Annotated in this window: 18 protein-coding genes; 7 read left to right on the top strand and 11 right to left on the bottom strand. The window is 75.3% G+C overall.

Annotated elements, in window-relative coordinates; translation table 11 throughout:
* Nucleotides 1-161 precede the first annotated feature (161 nt).
* Nucleotides 162-1,484 carry a PhoH family protein gene (locus WAA21_RS02120; RefSeq protein ID WP_336921088.1) on the top strand — a complete coding sequence of 441 codons (1,323 nt, stop codon included), beginning with the start codon at nt 162-164 and terminating at the stop codon, nt 1,482-1,484.
* Here the strand turns inward: WAA21_RS02120 and WAA21_RS02115 are convergent.
* Nucleotides 1,456-2,052 carry a hypothetical protein gene (locus WAA21_RS02115; RefSeq protein ID WP_336921087.1) on the bottom strand — a complete coding sequence of 199 codons (597 nt, stop codon included), beginning with the start codon at nt 2,050-2,052 and terminating at the stop codon, nt 1,456-1,458. The two genes, WAA21_RS02120 and WAA21_RS02115, sit on opposite strands and share 29 nt — an antisense overlap.
* 153 nt (nt 2,053-2,205) lie before the next feature.
* On the opposite strand from WAA21_RS02115, the gene WAA21_RS02110 reads away from it, so the two are divergent.
* A complete protein-coding gene (locus tag WAA21_RS02110) occupies nt 2,206-3,327 on the top strand; it encodes a DNA polymerase IV (protein ID WP_336921086.1) in 1,122 nt (373 codons plus the stop codon).
* Nucleotides 3,328-3,384: 57 nt separating this feature from the next.
* Nucleotides 3,385-4,908 carry a sensor domain-containing phosphodiesterase gene (locus tag WAA21_RS02105; RefSeq protein ID WP_336921085.1) on the top strand — a complete coding sequence of 508 codons (1,524 nt, stop codon included), beginning with the start codon at nt 3,385-3,387 and terminating at the stop codon, nt 4,906-4,908.
* Between the two features lie 21 nt (nt 4,909-4,929).
* Here WAA21_RS02105 and WAA21_RS02100 read toward each other — a convergent pair whose 3' ends face one another.
* Nucleotides 4,930-5,877, bottom strand: coding sequence for an NADP-dependent oxidoreductase (locus tag WAA21_RS02100; protein WP_336921084.1), 948 nt, complete (start codon nt 5,875-5,877; stop codon nt 4,930-4,932).
* 111 nt (nt 5,878-5,988) lie between these two features.
* On the opposite strand from WAA21_RS02100, the gene WAA21_RS02095 reads away from it, so the two are divergent.
* A complete protein-coding gene (locus tag WAA21_RS02095) occupies nt 5,989-6,489 on the top strand; it encodes a MarR family winged helix-turn-helix transcriptional regulator (protein WP_336921083.1) in 501 nt (166 codons plus the stop codon).
* Nucleotides 6,490-6,513: 24 nt separating this feature from the next.
* Here the strand turns inward: WAA21_RS02095 and amaB are convergent, their stop codons facing one another.
* A complete protein-coding gene (gene amaB / locus WAA21_RS02090; RefSeq protein WP_336921082.1) occupies nt 6,514-8,052 on the bottom strand; it encodes an L-piperidine-6-carboxylate dehydrogenase in 1,539 nt (512 codons plus the stop codon).
* Between the two features lie 32 nt (nt 8,053-8,084).
* Between amaB and WAA21_RS02085 the strand changes: the two genes are divergently transcribed.
* A complete protein-coding gene (locus tag WAA21_RS02085; RefSeq protein ID WP_336921081.1) occupies nt 8,085-8,618 on the top strand; it encodes an ASCH domain-containing protein in 534 nt (177 codons plus the stop codon).
* Here the strand turns inward: WAA21_RS02085 and hglS are convergent, their stop codons facing one another.
* On the bottom strand, nt 8,619-9,926 hold the full coding sequence (gene hglS, locus WAA21_RS02080) for a 2-oxoadipate dioxygenase/decarboxylase (RefSeq protein ID WP_336921080.1): 1,308 nt from the start codon (nt 9,924-9,926) through the stop codon (nt 8,619-8,621).
* Nucleotides 9,927-10,073: 147 nt separating this feature from the next.
* Between hglS and WAA21_RS02075 the strand changes: the two genes are divergently transcribed.
* Both WAA21_RS02075 and WAA21_RS02070 read left to right on the top strand, forming a co-directional pair.
* Nucleotides 10,074-10,634 carry a molybdopterin-dependent oxidoreductase gene (locus WAA21_RS02075; protein WP_336921079.1) on the top strand — a complete coding sequence of 187 codons (561 nt, stop codon included), beginning with the start codon at nt 10,074-10,076 and terminating at the stop codon, nt 10,632-10,634.
* On the top strand, nt 10,631-13,099 hold the full coding sequence (locus WAA21_RS02070) for a putative bifunctional diguanylate cyclase/phosphodiesterase (RefSeq protein ID WP_336921077.1): 2,469 nt from the start codon (nt 10,631-10,633) through the stop codon (nt 13,097-13,099). Before WAA21_RS02075 ends, WAA21_RS02070 begins: the two co-directional genes overlap by 4 nt.
* A gap of 9 nt (nt 13,100-13,108) precedes the next feature.
* On the opposite strand, the gene WAA21_RS02065 is transcribed toward WAA21_RS02070, so the two are convergent.
* The 7 genes from WAA21_RS02065 to WAA21_RS02035 form a co-directional block, all read right to left on the bottom strand.
* Entirely contained in the window at nt 13,109-14,263 is a 1,155-nt protein-coding gene (locus WAA21_RS02065; RefSeq protein WP_336921076.1) for an NAD(P)/FAD-dependent oxidoreductase, read from the bottom strand.
* Complete coding sequence (locus WAA21_RS02060; RefSeq protein WP_336921075.1) at nt 14,260-15,831, bottom strand: ATP-dependent DNA ligase; 1,572 nt, start codon at nt 15,829-15,831, stop codon at nt 14,260-14,262. Before WAA21_RS02060 ends, WAA21_RS02065 begins: the two co-directional genes overlap by 4 nt.
* Before the next feature lie 1,216 nt (nt 15,832-17,047).
* The gene (locus WAA21_RS02055) at nt 17,048-17,719 is read right to left on the bottom strand and encodes a hypothetical protein (RefSeq protein ID WP_336921074.1); all 672 of its coding nucleotides are present in this window, start codon (nt 17,717-17,719) and stop codon (nt 17,048-17,050) included.
* Between the two features lie 352 nt (nt 17,720-18,071).
* Entirely contained in the window at nt 18,072-18,704 is a 633-nt protein-coding gene (locus tag WAA21_RS02050; protein WP_336921073.1) for a cysteine hydrolase family protein, read from the bottom strand.
* A gap of 76 nt (nt 18,705-18,780) precedes the next feature.
* Nucleotides 18,781-20,736, bottom strand: a complete 1,956-nt coding sequence (locus WAA21_RS02045) for a S8 family serine peptidase (protein WP_336921072.1) — start codon at nt 20,734-20,736, stop codon at nt 18,781-18,783.
* Nucleotides 20,737-20,835: 99 nt separating this feature from the next.
* Nucleotides 20,836-21,513, bottom strand: a complete 678-nt coding sequence (locus WAA21_RS02040) for a hypothetical protein (protein WP_336921071.1) — start codon at nt 21,511-21,513, stop codon at nt 20,836-20,838.
* Nucleotides 21,510-22,097 carry an RNA polymerase sigma factor gene (locus WAA21_RS02035; protein ID WP_336921070.1) on the bottom strand — a complete coding sequence of 196 codons (588 nt, stop codon included), beginning with the start codon at nt 22,095-22,097 and terminating at the stop codon, nt 21,510-21,512. Before WAA21_RS02035 ends, WAA21_RS02040 begins: the two co-directional genes overlap by 4 nt.
* Nucleotides 22,098-22,127 lie beyond the last annotated feature (30 nt).

Raw genomic sequence — 22,127 nt, 5'->3', positions numbered from 1 at the left:
GCGGCGGGTTAGCGTCGTGCCGTCGGCGCACCGCCGGCACCGGGAGGCCCGTCCATGGAGCGATCTCAGCTCCGGGGGAGGCCGGATCCGGCCTCGCGGCCGGACCGGGACCTCCACCGGACACGACCAGGGCGCGACGTGCGCCCGGGCGGGAGACGACCATGAGCGACACCCACGGCTCCGCCGCCGACGGCGGCCAGGTCACGACGTACGTGCTCGACACGTCGGTGCTCCTGTCCGACCCGGACGCCGTCCTCCGCTTCGCCGAGCACGAGGTCGTCCTCCCGGTGGTCGTCATCAGCGAGCTCGAGGCCAAGCGGCACCACCAGGACCTCGGCTACTTCGCCCGGCAGGCGTTGCGCCTGCTCGACGACCTCCGCATCGAGCACGGTCGCCTCGACGAGGCGCTGCCCGTCGGCACGGCGGGCGGGACGCTGCGCGTGGAGCTCAACCACACCGACGACTCCTGCCTGCCCGCCGGCTTCCGGCTCGGCGACAACGACACGCGGATCCTCGCCGTCGCCCGCAACCTCGCCGACGAGGGCGCCCACGTCGTGCTCGTGTCCAAGGACGTGCCGATGCGGGTCAAGGCGTCGGCCGTCGGGCTCGTCGCGGAGGAGTACCGCGCCGAGCTCGCGGTGTCGTCGGGCTGGACCGGGCTCGCCGAGCTCGACATGAGCGGCGACGACATGGCCGTGCTCTACGGCGAGGGGACCATCGAGCTCGACGAGGCGCGGGACCTGCCGTGCCACACCGGGCTCGTCCTGCACTCCGAGCGGGGCAGCGCCCTCGGCCGGGTCACCCCGGACAAGCAGGTCCGGCTCGTGCGCGGCGACACCGACGTGTTCGGCCTGCACGGCCGCAGCGCCGAGCAGCGCATCGCCATCGACCTGCTGCTCGACGACTCGATCGGCATCGTGTCCCTCGGTGGCCGCGCGGGCACCGGCAAGTCCGCTCTCGCGCTGTGCGCGGGGCTCGAGGCCGTCATGGAGCGCCGCGAGCACAAGAAGGTCATGGTGTTCCGGCCGCTGTACGCCGTCGGCGGGCAGGACCTCGGCTACCTGCCCGGCAGCGAGGCGGAGAAGATGAACCCGTGGGGCCAGGCGGTCTTCGACACCCTCGGCGCGCTCGTCTCCGACGAGGTGGTCGAGGAGGTCATGGACCGCGGCATGCTCGAGGTGCTGCCCCTCACGCACATCCGGGGCCGCTCGCTGCACGACGCGTTCGTCGTCGTCGACGAGGCGCAGTCGCTGGAGCGGAACGTGCTCCTCACCATGCTGAGCCGGATCGGGCAGAACTCGAAGGTCGTCCTGACCCACGACGTCGCCCAGCGCGACAACCTGCGCGTCGGCCGCTACGACGGCGTGGTCAGCGTCATCGAGAAGCTGAAGGGGCACCCGCTGTTCGCGCACGTCACCCTCACGCGCTCCGAGCGGAGCCCCATCGCCGCGCTCGTCACCGACGTGCTCGAGCGGCCGGAGTGACGGCCCGGCGGACGGCGTCCGCCAGCCCGTCCCACGCCAGGGCCGGGGCACGGTCCTCCACGGTCCGCAGCCCGATCGTCGCGCCGAGGTGGCGGACCTCCTCGCGCGCGAGCACGTGGAACTGCCACTGCCCGCGGTCGGCGAGGTCGACGGCCTCGCGGTGCGTGGCCGTCTGCAGGCACAGCACGTAGACGTCGGCCCGGGCGGCGGCGCCGAAGTCGCTGCGCTGCGGCTCCTCCGCGCGGCCTCCCCGGCCGCGGCCCCACGTGACCGTGCCCGCACGCGGCCGACCGCCCGCGTCGAGCCGCGCGGCGGAGACGACCTCGACCGTCGTGCCGTCCGGCGTCACGACGTCCCAGGAGTCGCTGTCACGGCGCGGGCGGCTGAGGTCCGCCCCGACGGCGCGCGCCACGAGGTACTCAGCGACGACGGCCCGCACCGTCGGGTCGAGGTTGTCGGAGAACGCCCACGCCCACACGTCGCGGACGCGGTCGCCCGCGGGCGTCAGCTGCTCGTCGGCGTCGAGCACGTCGGTGGAGCGGTCGAGGAGCGTCCGGGTGCTGCCCATACCCGCACGCTGCTCCCGCAGGCTGGGAGACCGCAGGGAGTCGGGTGCGGACGGGCCCGACGGACGGTGCCGGACATCCTCCGTTCGGCCCAGCGGCGGCCCCACCGGCCCGTCACGGACGCGTCCCGCTGCCGTCGGGCGGACAATCGACCGGTGGTCCCCGCCGCCGGTGACGACGCCGCGACCGCCGCGCCGGCACCGCCCGCCCCCTCGCGCTGGGTGCTGCACGTGGACCTCGACCAGTTCGTCGCGGCCGTCGAGGTGCGCCGCCGCCCGGAGCTCGCCGGCCGACCGGTCGTCGTGGGCGGCGACGGGGACCCCCGGCGACCGCGCCAGGTCGTGGCGACCGCCACGTACGAGGCGCGTGCGCTCGGCGTCCGCTCCGGCGTGCCGATGTCGCGCGCGCTGCGGCTGTGCCCCGAGGCGGTGTTCCTGCCGCACGACGCGCCGGCGTACGACGCGGCCTCGGCCGAGGTCATGGCGGCGCTCGGCACGCTGCCGGTGGCGGTCGAGGTGCTCGGCTGGGACGAGGCGTTCCTCGGCACCGACACCGACGACCCGCGGGGGCTGGCGGAGCAGGTCCGCCGTACGGTCCGCGAGGCCACCACGCTGTCGTGCGCCGTCGGCATCGGCGACAACCGGCTCCGGGCGAAGACCGCCACGGGCTTCGCCAAGCCCGGCGGCATCGCGACCCTGACCGAGCGCGACTGGGCCGCGGTGATGGGACCGCGCCCGGTGCGCGAGCTGTGGGGCGTCGGACCGCGGACCGCCTCGCGGCTCGCCGAGCTGGGAGTGTCGACCGTCGAGGAGCTCGCGGCCGCCGACCACGAGGTGCTCGCGCGTCGCTTCGGCCCGGCCACCGGGCCGTGGCTCGTGCTGACCGGCCGGGGCCGGTCGAGCGCCGTCGTCGACCCCGCGCCGTGGGTGCCGCGCTCGGCGAGCCGCGAGACGACGTTCGCCTCCGACCTCACCACCCCCCTGGAGGTGCGGGCGGCGCTCGGGCGGCTCGCCGACGACGTCGCCGCGGACGTCGCCGCCGACGGCCGTGCGGTCGTGCGGGTGGCGGTCAAGGTGCGGGTCCGGCCGTTCCTCACGCGCACCCGCAGCGTCGCCGTGCGGCCGGCGACCACCGACCCGACGGCCCTGCTCGCCGCGGCGCTCGAGGCGCTCTCGCGTCTCGACACCGGGTCGGACGCGGGGACCGACGCCGAGGGCGGGCTCCTGCGACCCGTCCGGCTGCTCGGCGTGCGGGCGGACTTCGCCGACGCTTCGTGACCGCCCCGTCACCCGGAGACTGACGGTTTCGGCCCGGCGGCCGATAGCCTGCGGCGGGTGGCCGCCGACCTGCTCGCGCCGGAGCACATCGAGCGACGGCTGCGCGAGGTCCTGGCGGACCCGGCGCTCGCGGCGCAGGTGCTCGACGTGCACCTGCAGCCGATCGTCGCGCTGCCGGCGAGCGTCGTCGCGGAGCTCGAGGCGCTGGTGCGGTGGCACGACGCGGAGCTCGGCCACGTCCCGGCCGAGCTGCTCGTGCGGGTCGCCGAGCGCACGCGGCTCGTCGTCGGCCTCGGCCGGTGGGTGCTGCGCCGGGCGTGCGCGGTGGCCGCGGGGCTGCCCGCCACAGGGGGCGTGCGGCCGGCCGTGGCGGTCAACGTCTCGCCCGTGCAGCTGGAGGAGGCCGGCTTCGTCGGCGAGGTCGCCGACGCGCTCGCGGCCGCGGGCCTGCCCGGTGACCGGCTCGTGCTGGAGGTCACCGAGTCGGCGGGGGTCGAGGACCTCGCGGTCGCCCACCGCGCGCTGAGCGCGGTCCGGCGCCTGGGCGTCCGCACCGCGCTCGACGACTTCGGCACCGGCCGCACGTCGCTGACCTTGCTGCGCGACCTGCCGCTCGACCTCGTCAAGATCGACCGGTCCTTCGTGTCCGGAGCGAGGCGGGGACCCGGCGACGGCGTCCTGCTGCGGCTGCTCGTCGACGCCTGCCACGCCCTCGGCCTGGAGGTGGTGGCCGAGGGGGTCGAGGACGCCACCCAGGCGCGCACCGTCACGGCGCTCGGGGTCGACCGCGGGCAGGGCTGGCACTTCGGCCGGCCGGTGCCGCCCGAGGAGGCCGCACGCGCCCTGACCGACGCCGTGGCGCCCGCGCCCGTGGAGGGCGCGGGCACCGCGCACCCCGACGAGTTCGTCCTCGTCTCGACCCGCGAGCACCGCATCGTCTTCGCCTCCTCGGGTGTCTTCGACGTGCTCGGCCGGCTGCCGACCGAGCTCGCGGGCCGCCTCGTCGAGGAGTTCGTCGACGCCGGCGACGCGCCGCTGCTGTCCGACCCCGCGGACGCGACCACGGTGCCGGGGGAGCGGCTGCTGCGCGTGCGGCACCGGGACGGCACGGTGCGCTACCTGCGCTCGCGCACCGACCTCGTCGAGGACGAGGCGCTCGGCGCCCGCGTGGTGTCCCTGTGCCGGGACGTCACCCCGGTCGAGCTCGCCCGCCGCCACGCGCGGGAGGCGGAGGACGTCATGACGCGGGCCTTCGACGAGGCGCCGTGCGGCATGAGCGTCACGGGCCTGGACGGGCGGATCCGGACGGTCAACCGCGCCCTCGCCGAGGTGTACGGTCGCCCGGCCGAGGACGTCGTCGGCCGTCACATCGACGACCTCACGCACCCCGACGACCGCGGGGCGGACGCGGTGAACCTCGCCGAGCAGCGTGAGGGCCACCTCGAGCAGGTCCGGGTCCGCAAGCGGGCGCTGCGCCCGGACGGGACCGCCGTGCCGACCGAGGTCGTCGCGAGCCTCGTGCGGGACGCCGACGGGGCGCCGTCAGTCATCGTGGCGCACGTGGTCGTCGTCGACGGCTGAGCGGCCCGGGCCCCGGGCCGCTCACCCGCCGGCGGCCGGCAGGACGACGACCTTGCCGCCGAGCCGGCCGGCGGCGGCGCGCGCGTGGACGTCCGCCAGCGCGCTGAGCGGGACGCGCTCCGCGACGTCGACGACGAGCCCGCCGCGGTCGACGCGGGAGGCGAGGTCGGCGAGCTGCGCGGCGTCGCTGCGCACGAACACGTCCACCGCGCGCACGCCGCGCGCCTCGTCGCCCGGGGTGGGCAGCCAGACGGTCGTGCTCACCACGACACCGCCGTCCCGGACCAGGGGCACGAGGTCGGCGAGCGCCTCGGGGCTGAGCGGAGCGAGGTTGAGGACGACGTCGACCCGGTCGGTGAGGGCGTCCGCGGGCGAGGTCGACGTACGGTCCACGACCTCGTCGGCGCCGCGGGCGAGGAGCCGCTCGCGGCTGCCGGGCCCGGCGACGGCGACGACGTGGGCCCCGAGCGCGTGCGCCAGCTGCACGGCGTAGCCGCCGACCGCTCCGCCGGCGCCGCTGATGAGCACCCGCTGCCCGGGCCGCAGCCCGCCGTGCTCGACGAGGGACTGCCACGCCGTCAGCGCGACGACGGGAACCGCCGCGGCGTCGGCCAGCGGGACCGTCGTGGGCGCCGGGGCCAGCACCTCGGCCGGGGCGAGCACCTGCTCGGCGGCCGCGCCGTCGGCGGTGAAGGGCAGGAAGCCCATGACGGCGTCGCCGACCGCGAGACCGGTGACGCCCTCGCCGAGCCCGGCCACCGTGCCGGCCACGTCCACCCCCGGCACGTGCGGCAGCGTGACCGGCATGGGGCCCTGCATTGCGCCGGCGCGGATGTTCGCGTCGACGCCGTTGAACGACGTCCCGGCGACCCGCACCAGCACCTGGCCGGGCCCGGGCACGAGGTCGGGCACCTCCTCCAGGCGCAGCACGTCGGGGTCGCCGTACTCGTGGAACCGGACTGCCTTCATGGTCGTCTCCTGTCGTCGCGTCACTTCGGATTCGAAGCAACACAGGGACGGTACCGTTGCTTCGCGTTCGAAGCAACTGCTGCGAAAGCGAAGCACCGCTACCCTCGGCGGGTGACCGCCTCCGACCCGCGCCCGCTCGACGACGAACAGCTGGGGGCGTACTTCGCGCTCATGGACGTCGCGAGCCTGCTGCGGCACGCCGTGGAGCAGCAGCTCCGGGAGGCCGGTGACCTCAGCTACGTGCAGTTCCAGCTGCTCGCGACCCTCGGCCTCGGCACGCCCACGGGCACCGCGCGCATGACCGACCTCGCCGACCGCGTCGTCTACAGCCGCAGCGGCCTCACGTACCAGGCGGGGCTGCTCGAGGCGGCCGGTCTCGTGACCCGGGCCCCCTCGGAGGAGGACGAGCGCAGCGTCGTCGTCAGCATCACCGACGCCGGCCGGGAGGTGCTGCGGACGGTGCTGCCCGGCCACACCGACGTGGTCCGTCAGCAGCTGCTCGAGCCCCTGTCGCGGCGGGGGACGTCGGCGCTCGCGGGCCTGCTCACGCCGGTCCGCGACCACATGCGGGCGCAGCCGCCGCGCTCGGCCGGCCGCCGACGTCGCCGCTGACTGCCGCACCCCCCGGGTGCTCGCTCAGCCGAAGCGGACGCCCTGCGCCAGGGGCAGCTCGTCGGAGTAGTTGACGGTGTTGGTGGCCCGGCGCATGTACGCCTTCCACGCGTCGGAGCCGGACTCCCGCCCGCCGCCGGTCGTCTTCTCCCCGCCGAAGGCGCCGCCGATCTCCGCGCCGGAGGTGCCGATGTTGACGTTGACGATGCCGCAGTCCGAGCCCGCCTCGGACAGGAAGCGCTCCGCCTCGCGCGCGTCGAGGGTGAAGACGGCGCTGGACAGGCCCTGCGGCACGTCGTTGTGGACGGCGACGGCCTCCTCGAACGTCTCGTACGGCATGACGTACAGCACCGGGGCGAAGGTCTCGCGCCGCACGACGTCGCTCTGCCGCGGCATGCGGACGAGCGCGGGGCGGACGTAGGCGGCGCCGGGCGCGGCGGCGACGTCGACGCGCTCGCCGCCCACGACCACCTCGCCGCCGTCGGCGACGGCCTCCGCCAGCGCCGCACGCATGGTGTCGGCCGCGGCGGCGGTCACGAGCGGTCCGACGAGGGTGCCCTCCTCGCGCGGGTCGCCGACCGGCAGGCCCCGGTAGGCGGCCCCGAGACGTTCCAGCACCTCCTCGAGCACGGAGGTGTGGACGAGCAGCCGCCGGAGCGACGTGCAGCGCTGCCCGGCGGTGCCCACCGCGGAGAAGACAACCGCGCGCACCGCGAGGTCGAGGTCCGCCGAGGGCGTGACGACGGCGCAGTTGTTGCCGCCCAGCTCCAGCAGCGTCCGTCCGTGCCGCGCGGCGACGACGGGCGCGACCTCGGTGCCCATGCGCTCCGAGCCGGTCGCGGACACGAGCGCGACCCGGGCGTCGCGCACGAGGGCGTCGCCCACCTCGCGCGCGCCGAGGACGAGGCGGTGCACCGCCACGGGTGCGTCGGTCTCGCGCAGCGCCCGGTCGAGCAGCGCCGCGCACGCGAGGGCGGTGAGCGGCGTCAGCTCCGACGGCTTCCACACGACGGTGTCGCCGCACACGAGCGCGACGGCGGTGTTCCACGACCACACCGCGACCGGGAAGTTGAACGCGCTCACGACGCCCACCACCCCCAGCGGGTGCCACGTCTCCATGAGCCGGTGCCCGGGGCGCTCCGACGGCATGGTGCGCCCGCCGACCTGCCGCGACAGCCCGACCGCGAGGTCGCAGATGTCGATCATCTCCTGCACCTCGCCGCGGGCCTCGGACGTGATCTTGCCGGCCTCGAGGGTGACGAGGGTGGCGAGGTCGGCCTCGTGCTCGGCGAGGAGCTCGCCGAGGCGCTTGACGGTGCGGCCGCGCACGGGCGCCGGGACCGAGCGCCACGTGCGGAAGGCCTCGGCGGCCTCCCCGACGGCCTCGGCCACCGCGGCGGCGTCGGCGGCCGCGACCTCGAACAGCGCCTCGCCGGTGAGCGGCGTGCGGGCGGTGACGGCGGGACCGTCGGGGCGTGGCGCCGGCACCGCGGCACCCAGCCGGTCGAGCGCGGCGAGGGCCTCGGTGCGCAGGTCGGCGGTGGGCTCGGCGCTGCTCGTCATGGACGGCAGTCTGCCGTGGTGGGATCGGCCCCGTGAGCACCCCCGGGCCGACCCGCACCCCGCTGCCGCCGCACGACGAGGCCGCCGCCGCCGCGATGTGGCGCGACTACGTGGCCGCGCACCCGGAGCACGCGTGGGACGAGCCCGCCGTCGAGCACTTCGGCGACTCCGTGGAGTCGTGCGACTCCCTGCTCGCCCTCGTCCTCGGCGGCGGCAAGCGAGCGACCGCGGCGCTGCTGCGCGACTTCCTCGCCCACGACGCCCTGCCGCCGCGCATCGGCTCGCACTGGGTGGCGTGCGACGGGCGGGGCGCCCCGCGGCTCGTGCTGCGCTCGACGGAGCTGCGCGTCGGTCCCGCCGACAGCGTCGACGCCGCGTTCGCGCTCGACGAGGGGGAGGGCGACCGCGACGCCGCCGAGTGGCTCGAGGGACACGCCCGCTACTGGCGACGGCAGGCGGCGACCGAGGGGTTCGAGTGGTCCCCAGACCTGCCCGTCGTCTTCGAGCGCTTCGACGTCGTCTGGCCGCCGGAGGACGCCGACGAGGCGTCCGGCCCCGTGGGCTGACTACCCGGACGACGCCGCCTGCTGCGCGGCGTACAGCTCGAAGGGGTCGAGCAGCTCGCGCTCCAGCGCCCCGGCGAGCCAGTCGGCGTCCCGCTCCAGCGCCTGCTTCGAGGTGTCACGACGGCCGTCGTCGTCGAGGTTGGACTGGAAGATGCCGGCCGCGCTCTGCGGCAGGAAGTCCTCGTACACGATGGGCCGCCGCTCCGTGCGCCCGTCGACTACGACCTGCTCCCAGTACGCCAGCCCGGCGTCGAACAGCTCCGCCTCGGTGCGCGGGAAGACCCGCTGCCACACCTCGACCTTCGCCGCGTGCCGCTCCGCGGCCGTCGCGAGCCCCCGGGCGGCGACCTCCGCGACCGCGTCGTCGTAGCGGGCGCGACCCTCGCGGGTGAGGGCGACGCCGCGGGCCTCCACCTCGCCGAAGCGCACGCGCAGCGCGTCGGTGGTGACGCTGCCGTCGGGCAGGCGGAAGGCGCGGGGCTCGTCGAGCGCCCGGAACGACGTCTGGCGCAGCAGCACGTCCGGGCCGTCCCAGCGCGGCGGTCCCTGGATGTCGTCGATCATGGTGATGCCGCGCGCGGCCATCCGCTCGTACAGCGCGTCGATGTCGAGCACGCGCGGCGTCAGGTGGTTGACGTGGGTCGAGCGCACCCCGCCGATGTCGGCGGCCACCGCGGACACGCGCTCGAGCTCGCGGTACCAGGCGTGGTCGACCGGCTCCCGCGACAGCGCGAAGACCGCCACCGCGAGGGTGAGGAACCTCTCGGCGTCGGCCTCGTCGAGGCCGCCCGCGGCCTCGGCCCGGCGCGCGAGGACGAGCAGCTCGGGCCCGAACACCTCGCGGGCGTCGAGGAAGGCCTCCAGCCGCGCCTGCAGGTCGGCGTCGAAGAAACGGCGGTCCGCCGGCGTCAGCATCGACGTGAAGACCCGGAACGGGTTGCGGGCCAGCTCGGCCGCCGCCACCGGACGGAACGCGGTGGAGATGACCGGGACGGCGCTCGTCGCCGCCTCCCGAAGGTCGTAGAAGCCGACCGGGTGCATGCCCATGGCGCCGAACACCGTCGCGACCGCCGCCATCTCCCGCGGCGTGCCGAGCCGGATCGCGCCGTGCCGCTCGGCGGTCACCCGCTCGACGCTGCCGAGGCGCTCCGCCTCGGCGCCGCGCCGGGCCACCACCTCGGAGTTCACCTCGTGGGCGACCTCGAGCAGGGTCGTGTAGGCGGGCACCTCGCGGCCGTACAGGTCGGACAGCCTGCGGGCGAAGGCCGCGCGCAGCTGCCACGGCAGGACGGCGGGGGTGTCGGCCATGCCGCAGCGTCCCAGCCGTCACCGCCGGCGGCCACTGCTCCCTTCCGGTGACCTCGGTGCCGGTCGCCGCCGCCGGGCTGCGCCCGGGGCCGGACCCTGCCGATGGCACGGAGGTCCCCCTGCGTCCCCTGTCCCTCCGAGGTCACGATGTCCCTGCCCCGCACCCGCCACGCCGCCCTGCTCGCCGTGCCGCTGCTCCTGCTCCCGCTCGCCGCGTGCGGCGAGGACGCCGCGGCTGCGGTGACGACCGTCTCGGCCGGGAGCGTCAGCACCGTCGACGACGTCCCCGCCCCCGACGAGGACGACGTCGTGCTCACCTTCACCGGCGGCGCGACGAACACCGACGGCGAGCTGCGGCTGAGCCTCGCCCAGCTCGAGTCGATGCCCACCGTCGAGGCGACGGTGCACGAGCCGTTCCTCGACGAGGACGTCGTCTTCCGCGGCGTGCCGCTGGAGGACGTGCTCGCCCTCGTCGACCTGCCCGACGACGTCGACACCGTCCACACGGTCGCCTACAACGAGTACGCGGTGGACCTGCCGCTGTCCGTCGCGGACACCCCGGGCGCGATCCTCGCCACGCGCGCCGACGGCGAGGAGATCGCGCTGGAGGACGGCGGCCCCACCCGCGTCGTCTTCACCGACGAGCACCCCGCCGCCGGCGACGAGGCGCTGTGGATCTGGAGCCTGGCCACGGTCGGACCGGCGTGAACCGGCAGGGGCTGGTCCCGAACGGGTCCCGCCTCGGCCGCGCCCAGCTCCTGCTGCTCCTCGTCCTCGTCGTCGTCGTCCTGAGCGGGGGTGCGGCGAGCATCCGGGCCTTCGCCGAGCTCGACCGCGCGATGGACGGCTTCAGCCTCGCGCAGAACGTCTCCGGCATCGCCGCGGACGCGCAGCGCGACTCCCTGCGCCTGCGTCTCGCGCTCGTCGACCTCGACGAGCGGCTGCGGGACCCGGACGCCACCCCGGCGGAGGTCGAGGGCTCCGCCCGCACCGCCCGCGACCAGGTCGCCTACCTCGAGCGCCAGCTGTCGCTGCTCGAGGGCCGCGACGACCTCACGACCACCCAGGCCCAGCAGGTCCGGCGGGGCAGGGACGCCGCGGCCCGGGTCTCGTCGTCGCTCGACGTGGCGCTCGAGGTGGGCCCCGGCGGTCGCGCCGAGGCCCTGCGGGCGGCCTCGCCGGCGCTGCGGGAGGACGCCGAGCAGGCCGAGCAGTCGGTCGCCAGGCTCTACACCCAGCTGGAGATCGTGTTCTACCGCGACGGCGTCCTCGCGCTGTCCGGCCGGCGCACCGACGAGGCGGTGCAGCTCGGCATGACGCTCGTCGGCGTCGCGCTCACGCTGTGGCTCGCCTGGTCGCTGCGCAAGGCCGCCCGGCGCGACCTGCACCGCGCGTACGCGCGCCTGCTCGCCGAGGCCGACCGCCGCGCCGACGCGCAGACGGCGGCGCTGCGGACCGAGCGGCGCCTCGCCGCGCTCGTGCGCGAGAGCGACGACGCCATCCTCGTCGTCGACCCCACGGGCGCGGTCACGTTCGCCACGCCGTCGGCCGCCGCGCTGTGGCCGGGCGGTCCGGCCGCGGAGGCCGTCGTGGGGCGGCCCATCGACCCGGTGCTCCCCGTCGCGGGCGTGCTGGCCGACCTGGCCCTGGTGGCCCGGAACGGGACGGCGGCGCGGCGGACGCTGCCCCGACCGGTGCCCCTCGAGGTCGACGGCGAGCGTCGTTGGGTGGCCCTGACCCTCACCGACCTGCGTCACGACCCCGCCGTCGCGGGGGTCGTCATCAACGCGCACGACGTGACGGACCGGGCCAGGCGCGAGGCGGACCTCGAGCACCTCGCCTTCCACGACCGCGTGACGGGGCTGCCGAACCGGCTCGCCGTGGAGCGCGCCATCGACGAGCGGGCCGCGCCCGGCCGGTGCCAGCTCGCGCTCGTCGACATCGACGAGTTCGCCCGCGTCAACGAGCGCCTCGGCCAGGCGGTCGCGGAGCAGGCGCTGCGCGCGCTCGCCGAGCGGCTCTCGTCCTCGGTCTCGGCCGCGTGCCACGTGGGCCACCTGGGCGACGACGACCTGACCGTCGTCTCCGACCGGCACGCGGACGGGACCGGGCTCGCGCGTGCCCTGCAGTCGCTCGTGTCACAGCCGCTCGTCGTGGGCGAGCACACCCTGCACCTGTCGTGCAGCGTCGGGGTCGTACCGGTGGACGGTCGCGGGCACGAGGTCGTCCGGGCCGCGCAGCGCGCGCTCACCGAGGCCAAGCGCGGCGGGGCGCCGAACGCGGTCGTCGTGCACGACGAGGCGTACGTGCAGCGTGCCGCGGAGCGCACGGACCTGCTGCACGCCCTCGCGCGCGCCGTCGGCGGCGGCGAGCTGCGCCTGCACCACCAGCCCCTCGTCGACGCGCTGTCGGGGGAGGTGGTCGGCACCGAGGCCCTGGTGCGCTGGGAGCGCGACGGCGAGCTCGTGCCGCCGGGACGTTTCGTGCCGCTCGCGGAGGAGTCCGGGCTCGTCGTCGAGCTGGGCGCGTGGGTCGTGGACCAGGCGTGCGCGGACCTGGCGGCGCTGCGGGCCGAGGGCCGACCGGGGCTGCGCGTGAACGTCAACGTGTCCGCCCGGCAGCTGTCGGGGCGTGCCGTCGTCGACACCTTCCTCGCCGCGACCACCCGGCACGGGGTCCCGCCGTCGGCGGTGGTCGTCGAGCTCACGGAGTCCGCGGTCGTCGAGGACCCGGAGCACGTGTGGGACCTGCTCACCGAGCTGCGCGGGCACGGCTTCCGCGTCGCGCTCGACGACTTCGGCACCGGGTTCTCCTCGCTGTACCACCTCATGACGCTGCCGGTCGACACCGTGAAGCTCGACCGCTCCTTCGTGCGCGACGTCGACACCTCGCCGCGGACGCGCAGGCTCGTCTCGGCGGTCGTCGACCTGTGCCGGGACCTCGGCATCTCCGTCACGGCGGAGGGCATCGAGACCAGCGACCAGCTCGCGGCCGTCGTGTCGGCCGGCTGCCACACGCTCCAGGGGTACCTGCTGCACCGTCCGGTCCCCCTGGACGACGTCCGCGCCGTGGTCGACGGCGACGGTGTCGCGCGCGTGGTGGCGACGGCGACCGAGGGCCTGCTCGGGGCGCCACGGCCGCGTCGGCCCGTGGACAGCGCCGCCGTCGTCTGAGGGCGCGCCTCACACGATGGCGACCTCGCGCACGTGCCGGTCGGTCGCGAGGCGCGCGACGTCGAGCGAGGAGACGTCGACGACGGGCTCGCGGCCGAGGACGAGGTCGCGCACGGCCTCGCCGACCGCGGGTCCCTGCAGGAAGCCGTGCCCGGAGAAGCCCGCCGCGTAGAGGAAGCGGCTCACGTCCGGCGCCTCGCCGACGAGCGCGTTGCGGTCCGGGGTCACCTCGTACAGACCCGCCCAGCCGTCGACGAGGGGGACGTCGGCGAGCGCGGGCACGCAGCGGCGGGCCCGCTCCCGCAGCCTCGGCAGCCAGGAGGGGTCGTAGCGCCGCTCGTCACCGACCGGCTGGTCGGGGTCGGCCCAGCCCAGGAGCACGCCGTCGTCGGCGCCGTGCACGTAGAAGGTCGAGGTCGCATCGATCGTGAAGGGCCGGTCGATCACGGACCGCTCGAGCGGGGCGGAGAAGGCGATCTGGCGGCGCAGCGGCTCGACCGGCAGGTCGACCCCGACCATCGCTCCCACGGTGCGCGACCACGCGCCCGCGCAGCACACGACCGTCGACGTGCGGACGGTCCCGGCCGCGGTCGCCACGGCCACGACCTCCCCGCCGCGCACCTCGACACCGGTGACGGTCGTGCCCGTCCGCACGGTGGCGCCGTGCCGTCGGGCCGCGGCCGCGTACCCGTGCACGACGGCGGCCGGACGGGCCCAGCCGTCCTCCGGCGACCACGCGGCGGCGAGGTACCGCGAGCCGTCGACGTACGGGTTGAGCCGGGTCGCCTCCGCGACGTCGACGAGGCGTGAGGTCACGCCGTGCGCGTGCTGCACCGCGAGGCTCGCCTCGAACACCGGCAGCTGGGCGGGGTCGTCGAGCAGGAACAGGTACCCGACGCGGCGCAGGCCGATGTCGTCGCCGGGGCGGCGCGCGAAGTCGGCGAAGGCCCGCAGGCTGCGGGCGCCGAGCGCGACGTTGACCGGGTCGGAGAACTGCGCCCGCACCCCGCCCACGGGCTTGCCGCTGGAGCCGGAGGCGAGCCCGTCGCGCTCGAGCAGGAGCACGTCGACGCCGGCCTCGGCCAGGTGGAAGGCGACGGAGGTGCCCATCACCCCGCCGCCGACCACGACGACGTCGGCGCGGGACGGCAGGGAGACGGTCACGGCAGCAGCGCCCGGACGCCGTCGAGCGTGTCGGCCTCGGCGGCGTCCTTGTCGGGGCGGTAGCGGAGCACCCTCGCGAAGCGCAGCGCCACCCCGCCGGGGTAGCGGCTGCTGCGCTGCGCGCCGTCGAGCGCGATCTCGACGACGAGCTCCGGTCGCAGCGCGATGACGTAGCCGTCGAGGTCCTCGCCGTCACGGGCGTGGCGGGGGAGGGTCTCCGTCTGCCACGCGAGCAGCTCGTCGGTCATCCCCTTGAAGGTCTTGCCGACCATGACGGGCTCGCCGCCCTCGGGGTCGCGCGCTCCGAGGTGGATGTTCGACCACGTGCCGCTGCGCCGGCCGGAGCCGCGCTCGACGCCGACGACGACGAGGTCGAGGGTGTGAACGGGCTTGACCTTCTGCCACGCCCTGCCCCGTCGGCCCGCGGCGTAGGGGGCCGCGAGGTCCTTGACGACCACGCCCTCGTGGCCGGAGGTGAGCGCGTCGTCGAGGACCTGCGCCGCCTGGTCCGCGGTGGCGCCCCGGACGCCCTGCATGCGCAGCGGTGCGTGCTCGTCGGCGGCGAGCAGCCCGGCGAGGGCGTTGAGGCGGACGGCGAGCGGCTCGTCGAGGAGGTCGCGGCCGTCGAGGTGGAGCAGGTCGAAGAAGAACGGGCTGAGGACGACGGCGGCGTCGGCGTGCCCGGCCGGCCCGGCGCCCGCGGGGCCGTCGCTGCCGAAGCGGCTCATGGTGTCCTGGAACGCGCGCGGTCGACCGTCGTCGTCGAGGCTGAGGGTCTCGCCGTCGAGCACCGCGGTCGTGCAGGGCAGGGCGCGCACGTGCTCGACGAGCTCGGGCACGCCGTCGGTGACCTCGCGGAGGGTCCGCGTCCACACGCGCACGTCGTCGCCGTCGCGGTGCACCTGGATGCGGGCGCCGTCGAGCTTGTGCTCGACGGTGACGCCGGCGGGGCTGCCGCTGAGGGCGGACATCGCCTCGTCGAGGGACGAGCCGGGGCTCGCGAGCATGGGACGGACGGGGCGCATGAGCGTGAGCGCGGTCGCCTCGAGCCCCGCCTGGCCGTCGCCCAAGGCGGTCCGTGCGGTGTCCGGCAGGCTGCCGCTCAGCATGAAGGAGCGACGGACGGCGGCCGCCGGCACGTCGGCGGCCCGGGCGACCGCGTCGAGGACGACCCCTTCGAGCGCTCCCTGCCGCAGCTCCCCGCGCACGAGGTCGACGAGGAAGCGCTGCTCGGTGGCGGTGGCCCGGGTGAGCAGGTCCCGCAGCAGCGAGGTGCGGTGGGCGGACGATCCCGCGCCGCTCGCGCTCGCGACCTCGCTCAGCGTCCCGTCGACGTCGGCGACCTCGAGCCCGGCCTCGGCCGCCGGCGGCACCCGCAGCCCGGCGAGGGTGCGGTGACCGACGCCCACCCGGCCCTGCAGCAGCTCACCGGACAGCCACGCCGTCGCGGGCGCGACCTCGTCGGCGGGAGCCCGCCGCAGCAGCGCGGCCACCGCCTCCGCCTTCGCGGTCCTGCTCCGGGTGGCGCCCACCGCCAGGCTCGTGTCGACGACCTCCGCGAGCAGCACGGGCCCAGCATGCCAACGAGATCGGACGTTGACCCGCGGGCGCCGTCGCCCCGCTGCCGGCTGCGCCCCTCGGGCCCGGCCCGCTCGCGGTAAGTCGTGCACGACCGCCTGGAGGCGGGCCCTTCCGCAGACGGCTCACGCGCGACTGTGTCGTGCACGACCGGCTGGAGGCGGGTCCTTCCGCAGACGGCGCATGCACGACTGTGTCGTGCACGACCGGAGCGCCGTCATCGAACCGCTGCGTCGTGTCGTCGACCGGGACCGCAAGAAGCCGCTCGAGGACTGTCGGCTCCGACCTAGTCCCGCGTGACGATGACCTGGGACTCCCCGATGCGCACCTGCTCGGTAGCCGTCTGCTGTCGTTCCATCGTTCCCGACAGTCCCGTGTTCGTCGTCCACTCGGCCACCCAATAGGACCTGGCGGTTACCGAGAAGGCGCCGCCAGCCTGGTCTGCACTCGTCGATGAGTAGACATGCCCGCAGTCGGGACTTGGAATGGCCCCGAAGCGGGCCTCATAGGGTGTTCCCGTTGTCGTACAGGTAACTGAGGTGCCATCCCCCATGTCCCAGACGATGCGTTCAACTCGGGCTGTGAGTGTCAGGTTCACGGGTCCAGCGCTGATCGAGAAGCCGGCGGGCCCTACGGTCTCAGGTGAGGGGGAGTCCGCCCACATCCACACAGGCAGACCGACCAGACCTAAGGAGTCCGATGCGGGCTCGGGGGCCATGCCTATGTTGATGGGCGATAGACCCAATTCGCCGAAAGCCATCTCGGCCAGAACGGCAGGATCGATGAAGGGTCCCGTGTCTGGTTCGCCGTCCGCCCTGACATAGTCCACAAAGGGCAACCCATCCGGGCCGCTCTGGCCAGCGAAGAAGCAGCGCATGAGCGTGTGAACCGCTGGGTCCCGACCGGCCCAAATCGGATCTTCAGCCGGGGGGTCGGGCAAGGCCTGGCGACGGGTGCAATAGTCATTGTAAGGGCGAGATGTGTCGGACTGCTCCGCCGCTCCATCCGTGTTACCGCCGGGGGTTCCTGAGTTCTGGTCAGGGTTCTGCGGCCCTGTGCCTGGGTTGATCACGACGCATCGGAACCCGCCATCGAACACCGCGCGTTGACCGGGAGGGCACCCTGTCTCTGTCGGTATTGCGGCACCGGTAGAGGCGACCAGAAGATGAGCGGCCAGCCACATCGCCGCTGCGACCGCAAGATGACTCAGCACTCCTCTTCCTCTACCACCCGAGTCGTTGCTACCCGCCAGCCATCGGCTTGTCCGGAGATCGGGCGTTCGAGGACAGCCTCAGACACGAGAGGCGTCGCCTCGAGCTCGGGAAACACGTCAGCACCGTCGGCGTTCAGTACCCGGACATCGACCGGCGTCAGACACGCACGCAGGGTGATGCTCTCGTCCGACGGGGACTCGGGGTCCAAGAGCACCTCTCTCACGTCTGTCCACGTGACCTCCGTGCGCCCGACTTGACGCCACCCGCCCTGGTTGTACTGGTCGACCGTGCTGATGAGGATGCCCTCGGCCTCGCCTTGTCCGACTTCTCGTATGGATGTCTCGAACGTCGAGAAGGCCTGCTCAGACGCCTCGCCGTCTCCCGAGATCGGAGGAGGTGCTTGGAGGGTGTCGTTCTGGAATGCGATCCACCTCGCGTACGCCGCCTCCGCCTCCGCGGCTGCCTGGTCGGCCGGGCTGAGGGACGGTTCCTCGCTCACTGCCTCGCTGGGGGACGGCTCAGACGGGGCGTCCGAGGTGACCGATGGCTGCGGAGCGGCGGCCGTCGGGCCGTCGTCGTCCGGGTCCGCGTCGGTGCAGCCGGCCAGCAAGGCCGCGGTCAGCACCAGCCCCGTCGGCGCGGCCCAGCCCTGTCGGAGGTGCACGGCGATCTCCCCTCGCGTCGTCCGGCGACATAGTGCCTCACCGCGTGACCGGCTCCGACCCTCCTGTCCACAGCCCCTCCTGCTGCTCGGCGCGTCGTGACGCAGGGCGAGGCCACACGTCGACACGTGACCGGAACAGGCTCTGCTCACACGTCTCCCTCCGCCGCGATGCCCGGAAAGACAGGTGCCCCGACCGGCCCGGACGTGACCGGCGCGGAGGGGCCCACGGACCGCGAGCAGGTCGTGCACGACACAGTCGTGCATCGACCATCACGGCGCAGGACCCTCCCTCCGCTGGTCGTGCACGACCGATCGCCCGCCGCAGCAGCAGTTCGGGAGCAGCCGCGGCTGGTCAGGTGGCCGCCGCGGCCGCTAGCAGCGTCCCGGTCGACACCACCCGGCAGAACTCGTTGGCGAGGTTGGTCGCCGTGACCTCGCGCAGCTGTGCCGCGCTGACCGTGCCGCCGGAGAAGCCGGGCAGGTCGTAGGTCCACGTGGCGTCGAGCACGTACAGCACGTCGAAACCGAGGTTGGCGCCGACCCGGGCCGTCGTCTCGCAGCAGAAGTTCGTCTGCACGCCGCACACGACGACCTGCCGGATCCCGCGGCCGGACAACCAGGCCGCCAGGTCCGGGCTGCCGTGGAAGGAGGAGTTCACCGTCTTGGACACCAGCAGGTCGGGCTCTCGGACGAGCAAGCGCACGACCTCGGGCTTCAGGGCGTTGCCGGTCCCGCCGGGTGCCAGCGGCGAGTCCGGGTGCACCGAGTCGTGGCGCACGATCACGACCGGCCGCGACGTCGCCTGCCACGCACGCAGCAGCGCGGCGACGTGGACCTCGGCGTCCGGGTTGTCGCGGGCGCCCCACGCCGGCTCGTCGAAGCCGCACTGCACGTCGACGACGACGAGCGCGGCGTCGGGCGCCAGGTCGACCGTCGTGGTCTCCAGCGGGGCGGGAGAGCGGGGCGTCAGCGACTGCTCGGTCACGGCGGCATCCTGCCGCGACCGGGCGAGCGGGCTGCGGCACCGCGCAGGAGCGCCCAGGCCCGGGCTGACACCGCGGCTACCGCGAGGCGTGGCGCAGCCGGTCCGTCGTCCGCGCCTGGGTGGGCGTCGAGGTCGTGACGGCCGAGCGGACGAGGCGTCTCGGTCCCGTCGACGTCGTGGCGGCGCGCACGTCGAGGCGTCGGGGACCGGTCGCGGCCCCCGAGCGGCCCGGTGCGCCCGCGGTCCCGGACACGACGGCCCGGTACTCCACCGACCGCGTCGGGTGCAGCGTCGCGGCGGCGCGACCGTCGGACGACGTCACCCGCGCGACGGTCGACCAGGCGACGGAGCCCGCGCTGCGTGCCTGGAACGTGACGGGCACGCCGGTCAGGGGCTTGCCGACGTGGTCGCCCACGGTCGCGCCCAGCACGACGGACTGCCCGGAGGTCGCGGTGGTGAGGGTCGCGCCCGAGCTGCTGCGCGCCGACACCGACAGCCGCACACCCTGCACCTGCACGAGCCGCGCGGTGCCGACGTTGCCCGCGCCGTCCCGGGCGAACACGGCGAAGGAGTAGGCGTTGCGAGGCGCCAGCCCCTCCAGACGCACGTCCGTCCGCGCGCCGGAGTACACGACCGTGCCGTCGGCGGGCGAGGCGACGGTCCGCAGCCCGGCAGCGCGCACCACGACGACGCCCGCGACGTCACCGTCGGCGGGAGGGGTCCAGCGCAGCCGCACCGCGCCGGTGCCGACCTCGGTCGCGCCGAGCGTGACGGGACCCGGCGGCGTGAGGTCCGTCGTGCTGTCGGCCAGGGCGGCGACGGGGTCGACGAGGCCGTAGCCGGAGGTGCTGTCCCAGCCCCGCGCGCCCAGGTCGCGGGCGGTGCCCTCCAGCCGCGCCCGCACCTGGGCCTCGTCGAGCGCGGGCTGCGCCGCCCGCAGCAGCGCGGCGCTCGCGGCCGCGTAGGGCGAGGCCATGGACGTCCCGCTCCAGGCCTCGTACCCGCCGCCCGGCACGGTGCTGAGCACGCCGACGCCCGGGGCGACGACGTCCAGGGCGGAGCCGCGGTTGGAGAAGGACGGCACCTGCCGCGACGACGACGTCGCGCCGACGGCCAGCACACCGGGGTAGGCCGCCGGGTACGACACGCTCGTCGCGTACTCGTTGCCCGACGCCGCGACGACCACGACCCCCTTCGAGCGCGCGTAGTCGACGGCCTGCGCGAGCACGGGGTCGGACTGCGGGCCACCGAGGGACAGGTTGATGACGTCGGCCCCGTGGTCCGCGGCCCACACGATGCCGGCGCTCACCCACGAGGACAGGCCGTTGCCGCTGTCGTCCAGGACCTGCACCGGCAGCACCCTGACGCCCGGGGCGAGTCCCGCGACGCCCGTCGCGTTGCCCGCGACCGCGGCGACGACGCCGCTGACGTGCGTGCCGTGGCCGTCGACGTCCCTCCGGCCGTCGCGGCCGCTGCCCGTGGTCGAGGTCCCGGCCAGCACGACGCCGCGCAGGTCGGGGTGCGACGCGTCGACGCCGGTGTCGAGCACGGCGACGACCTGCTCGCGGCCGGTCGTGGTCGTCCACGCGCGCTCGGCCTGCAGCTCCGTCAGCGGCCACTGCTGCGCCCGCAGCGGGTCGCCGTCGGTCGCCCGCACCGGGACGGCCACCGCGGCCGCGATCACGTCCGGCTCCTGCTGCGCGCTGGCCGCCAGCGCGGAGGCCGACTCGGGGCTGCCGGTCTCGACGACGTCGACGTCGAGCCCGCCGTCCCCGTCCTCGGTGAGCACCGTGACGGTCCTCGCCGCCTCGGCGACCAGCGCGGCGGGCACGGTCTCGTCCTGCGCGGGGGAGGTGGCCGGCAGGACGGGCGCGGCACCGTCAGCGGTTGCGCCGCCCGGGGTGCCGGCCGCGCCGGCGGAGGACGCGGTCACCGGGACCACGAGGACGGCGAGCAGTCCCGCGAGGAGGCCGGCCACGACCGGGCGGGGCGGGGCGGTGCGCGCGGCCCCGCGGGCCGGTCGAGGGGTCACGAGCGACATGATCGACGTCGCCGCCGTCGTCCTGCAGGCAATACGCGCAAACCCGCGCCCTGTCACACGGTCGGCCCCGCGCCCCCGCCCTCGGCCGGCTCAGCGGCGTTCGTCGCCGATGACCTCCCGCTGCGACGGCGCCAGCGTCGTCGGGGGCTGCAGGCGCCGGTTGAGGCTGAAGACGCGGCCGAGCACCGGCATGAGGACGAGGTTGAGCCCGTGGAGCACGCCCATGACGAGCAGGATGCCCGCGACCCGTCCCGCGGAGTACTGCACCTGCTCGGCCGAGACGACCGTGCGCCCCCACGTCGGCTCCAGCCGCAGCGTGAAGAGGATGTAGGAGCAGAAGATCAGGTAGTAGACGATGTCGGCGAGCACGAGGTAGCTCTTGCCCGTCAGCGGGTTGTCGTGGAACACGTCGGCGGCGTAGGCCCGGCCGAAGCGCTTGATGAACGGCCCCAGCCACAGCGCGAGTGCGACCAGCAGGACGTTGACGGCGAGCTCCAGCACCCACCAGCTCATGGCTCCTCCTCGGAGGGGTCGGACGGCGGACAGGTCGACGGCGCCGCTGAGCAGCAGCGCAGCGGTGAGGACGGCGGTGGTGAGGGCGGCCGAGACGACCGCCACGGCGCGGCGGCGGCGGCGCCGGCGGTCGGCGGCCACGACGTCCCTCACCCGTCCGAAGAGGTCGGGGGAGGGGTCGGGCCGGCTGACCGGGTCGCCCAGCGCCTCGCGGAGCCGGCGCTCGACGTCGCCCACGGCAGTCTCCTCGCTCACCTCGTCCTCCCCGTCCCGCTCGCGCCGCGGGCACCGGCGAGAGCGTCCTCCAGGGCCCGCAGGCCGCGTCTCAGGTGGGTCTTGACGGAGTTCGGCGAGAGCCCGAGCGTCGTCGCGATGTCGGGCGGCGACAGCTCGAGGTAGTACCGCAGGACGAGGCAGTCGCGCTGCCGCCGGGGGAGCGCGGCGAGCGCGGCGACCACCTCGCGCGACTGCTCCCGGCCCGTCACCACGTCCTCGGGCAGGTCCGGGCCGAGGTCGGCGGGCGGCTGGTGGCGCAACGACATGAGGCCGCGACGGTTGTGGTCGCGGCACAGGTTGAGCACGATCGCGCGCACGTAGGCGACGCGGGCAGCCCGTCCGTCGAGGCGGTGCAGGTGGCGGGACAGGCGGATGAAGGCCTCCTGCACGAGGTCCTCGGCGGCGGCCCGGTCCTGGACGAAGAAGCGCGCCATGCGCACGAGGCTGACCGCCTCCGTCCCGAAGAGGTCCGCGAGGACGCGGTCGGCCGTCTCGGCCGTCTCGGCCTCCGGTCCGTCCGCCGGCGTGGCGACGGCAGCCGTCCCCGCCACGGATCCCAGCACCACTGCGCCCTCCATCACCTGTGACGACGA

It is taken from the genome of Aquipuribacter sp. SD81, assembly GCF_037153975.1.
Taxonomy (GTDB): Bacteria; Actinomycetota; Actinomycetes; order Actinomycetales; family JBBAYJ01; genus Aquipuribacter.
This window is presented reverse-complemented; position numbering and strand designations above follow the sequence as displayed.

Coding starts and splice junctions, on each gene's coding strand:
- WAA21_RS02120 (WP_336921088.1), top strand. CDS start 162: ATGAGCGACACCCACGGCTCCGCCGCCGACGGCGGCCAGGTCACGACG.
- WAA21_RS02115 (WP_336921087.1), bottom strand. CDS start 2,052: ATGGGCAGCACCCGGACGCTCCTCGACCGCTCCACCGACGTGCTCGAC.
- WAA21_RS02100 (WP_336921084.1), bottom strand. CDS start 5,877: ATGAAGGCAGTCCGGTTCCACGAGTACGGCGACCCCGACGTGCTGCGC.
- amaB (WP_336921082.1), bottom strand. CDS start 8,052: ATGACGAGCAGCGCCGAGCCCACCGCCGACCTGCGCACCGAGGCCCTC.
- hglS (WP_336921080.1), bottom strand. CDS start 9,926: ATGGCCGACACCCCCGCCGTCCTGCCGTGGCAGCTGCGCGCGGCCTTC.
- WAA21_RS02075 (WP_336921079.1), top strand. CDS start 10,074: ATGTCCCTGCCCCGCACCCGCCACGCCGCCCTGCTCGCCGTGCCGCTG.